3 protein-coding genes are annotated in these 3,262 nt (G+C 48.3%); all 3 read right to left on the minus strand.

Features of this window, described 5'->3' with window-relative positions; genetic code table 11:
* Window positions 1–1,072, minus strand: a 1,072-nt coding sequence (locus VCHENC03_RS18610) for a zonular occludens toxin domain-containing protein (RefSeq protein ID WP_009705187.1), incomplete at its 3' end; no start/stop codon positions are given.
* 4 nt (window positions 1,073–1,076) lie between these two features.
* Window positions 1,077–1,421 (minus strand): DUF2523 family protein, encoded by a 345-nt coding sequence (locus VCHENC03_RS18605; protein WP_005427048.1) that lies wholly within the window; start codon window positions 1,419–1,421, stop codon window positions 1,077–1,079.
* Window position 1,422: 1 nt separating this feature from the next.
* Window positions 1,423–2,922: a hypothetical protein gene (locus VCHENC03_RS18600; RefSeq protein ID WP_157621058.1), complete on the minus strand. Its 1,500-nt coding sequence runs from the start codon at window positions 2,920–2,922 to the stop codon at window positions 1,423–1,425.
* Window positions 2,923–3,262: the final 340 nt, after the last annotated feature.

Raw genomic sequence — 3,262 nt, forward strand, 5'->3', positions numbered from 1 at the left:
GAACCGTTCCTATGTCATGATAAGTCCCATTCCCGCAACCAGTACCCGTACAGCCAGAACGACCAGAACCCACGACAGAATTATCCGAAGAAGTTTGCCCAGGGCTCGATTTACTGTGCGAAGACGAAACAGAACTTTGCTGCGAAGTTTGATGAGGCTGCGTTCCTTGCGAAGCTGCCGTCTCAGGATCAGAAAAAAGACCAATAAGCGCATAAATGACATACCCAAATGAAAGCACCATCAGTGCCATAGCTGCTAAGAATTTAGGATTCAGAAAGATGTTCTTCCCAAGTCCCGCTTTAGTGATTTGCCCCGTAACGGTGGAGGCATAGAGTAGGTGAACATCAAGCGGGACTTTGAGGTTGTACACCACATCGTCTTTGCTTGGTTTGGTGACCGTTCTTGTTGGGTCATGTTCTAGGATTCGAGGTTTACGGTTGGAAAAGAAGATCCCGTCTTTCCCTTTGTGCTGCTTGGCCAACTCAGCCACACCTTTTAACTCTTTAGGGATTTGAGCAAAGTCGGGCGTGAGCAGGACAATGTCCCAGTTGTAGTGCCGGTGCTCCATAAAGGCATTGTTGAAGTTCTCCGGATAGATGATTCGGCCTTGCTCGTCGAAACGTGTGCGTTGGCAATCGTCTATCTCGCCATTGTCCAAACTGGATGTATCAACAGTCAGCCAACGAGACTGAAACAACTCAGAGAATCCTTCGGGTAGATGTGGCTCAAAGTCAGTAAAAGGGCGCTTGTGTATGTTCGCCATTTTAAAGCCTGCATTGGTGGAGTAGATTTGCTGGCACTCATCGATGAGGATGAACGCCCCAATTGGCGCCCAACAGAAGAAGTATTTCCAAAGCTCAAAGCCTTCTGGGTTGCGCGAACTGATGCGGATAAGACGAGCACTATCTGGAAATTTCTCACCCAGTCTTTGCTCGATGACTTCTAAGGGCTGCATGCCATGAATGTTTGTAATACAGATGCGACCTTCACGCAGTGCAGGCAATAAGTCGAACCAAACTGCACACGCTGATTTGTAAGAGCCGCCGTGACCATATCGAAAGGAAGTTGCCATTGGATCACCAGTTAAAGAAACGCATAACTAAAGAGGTGGCGAACGCATCGAAGATGATACGCAGGCCAGAAGTAACGCCGTACTCGGTCAGGATGTAACGAACGTCAGAAGGCAGGGCGTTGAAGCGGTCTTCAACCAAGGTATAAACGCCATATTCTTCGAGTAGCAGCTGCGCTATCTTGAGTGCCATTTGTATCGATGCAATCTTGATATCGAGCCAAACCGAGATAAGCCACATTCCGCCGTATTCAAACGCATTCTTTATCCAAGCAATTGCCACGTCGAAGAAGTCGAGAAAGGTCTGCCCAATGTTGGCGATGAACTCCAAAGCAGAGTAGATGTACTCCATGTTATTTACTCCTATTACCAAACAGCACCCAAAGAGCAATCAAGGCACAAATGAACAAGACGACCGGACGAACGTAACCGGACACGGAGTCGAAACGTTGCAGGCCAGACTCAACCGTCGCACCTTTAATCGAAAACGATTTGTCACTTAATGTGCCGTTATTGAAGTTGGTGCCGATGCTCACCAGTCCTTTGATGTCATCCACGTAGTCTTGAATCGAATCGGCTTTGCCATCAATAACGGTTTGCAGGTTGGCGAAGTCCTCAGCCGTGAAGATTTCCCCAGTGATTGCCGTGCCTGTTGGCGTGCCAAAGTCGGAGCCAGTCAGTAAACCCTCGATAGAATCCAAGCTGTTGCCCAGTTCACCAAGGGAATCACCCAAGCCTTGTAAATCCGTTCGAACGCCAATGGTGGCGTTGGTGTTGTTATTGACTGCCGTGGTAATGTCGCCGTTGGCCTGTTGGATAAGGGCTTTGGTGTTCTCATATATCTTGTTGTCATTGATTTGCTGCTCTTGAATAGCTTGCGTGTTATCAACGAGCGAACCTTTCACCTCAATAACGGCATTGGCTATCTGAGTTTGTGATTCGTTAAGGTCAACGTTGAGATCATGAATGCCTTTGTTGATGTCTTCATTCAAACCTCGAATGGCAGAAACAACTGCCGTGTCTGTCGATTCATCTGTGTCAGGTTCTTCAACGTCTGGCTCTGGGTCAACGTCGTTGGGGTCGAACGTGTTGGTTGAGTCATCGGGTAGGACACTTGGATCTTCAATCTCGCCCGTTGGATCATCTGGCTCATGGGTCGGGTCTTCGGGTTCTTCCGGTGGGATAATCGGTTCATCAGGGCCTTTGTCACCCCAGAACAAAGTGCCGCCGTCACACTGTCGGCCAGTGTAAGCAAAGTTCAGCGAGCATTGAGAATCCGGTGTGTATTGTCCATCAGGGACGCCAGTACAAATGATGGTGGATTCGTTCTTGGTCATTTCGCATCGAGTCGCACCGTAATCACCATAACAAGCGCCTGTTACCAACTCGCCATAAACAGCAGGGTGCCAATGGAGTTTAACGGTATCACCAATGGACTGTTTGAACTGGCAAGCGTCCATACAAGTCCCATCGGGATTGGTGCCAAACTCACAGTTCGATTCGCACATGTTTTCTCGGTTAAGCTCGGTACCAGCAGGACACTGAAACCCATACCAACCATTAAACCTAACCGTTTGACCGGGATAATCTCCACCTGAAACATTACAAATGGAACCGCCACCATACTTGTTCACTTGTAAAAAGCACGTCGTGGTTTTGTAGTTCTTATAAGGAACGCTGCGATTTTCAAGACAAGAAAGCACCGACGCAATGGTGTAGCTCTTGCCGTTCTCAGCGCAATCGAAGATAGAGTTAACGTCACGAGCAACAGCGGTCACCGGAAACTGGGTAGCACTGGCATGAGAATAGAAAGAGAACAAAAGCAGCGGTAAGAAAAGGAATAGCTTTTTCATAGAACAACCAATAAAAAAGGGAGCCGAAGCCCCCTTGATTAACTGATTAGTGAGTATTGATGCCACTCACAAAGCCGTGGAGAAATGCCCCCGCAAAGGCAACACCTAGAATGATAGCGAGAACATCTCCAAGTAAATTACCAGATAAAGGAGGCATGGAGGCGAACCGTTAGCGACGCAAGAAGCCAACAACCATAGTCACACCAAAGCCCAGTGCAGCCATACCAATCAGACCCGCAACAACCAGTGATACATTGCTTTGACCGCCAGAGACAGCGGCGTTGATAGCGCCCGTAATATCTGGTGTTTCAGCAAAAGCCGGAGAAACGGAAGCAAGCAT

The sequence above is a fragment of the Vibrio sp. HENC-03 genome, from assembly GCF_000305755.2.
Classification (GTDB): Bacteria; Pseudomonadota; Gammaproteobacteria; order Enterobacterales; family Vibrionaceae; genus Vibrio; species Vibrio owensii.

Excerpts from the sequence above, each read along its gene's own strand:
- VCHENC03_RS18605 (WP_005427048.1), bottom strand. The coding sequence starts at position 1,421 with ATGGAGTACATCTACTCTGCTTTGGAGTTCATCGCCAACATTGGGCAG.
- VCHENC03_RS18600 (WP_157621058.1), bottom strand. The coding sequence starts at position 2,922 with ATGAAAAAGCTATTCCTTTTCTTACCGCTGCTTTTGTTCTCTTTCTAT.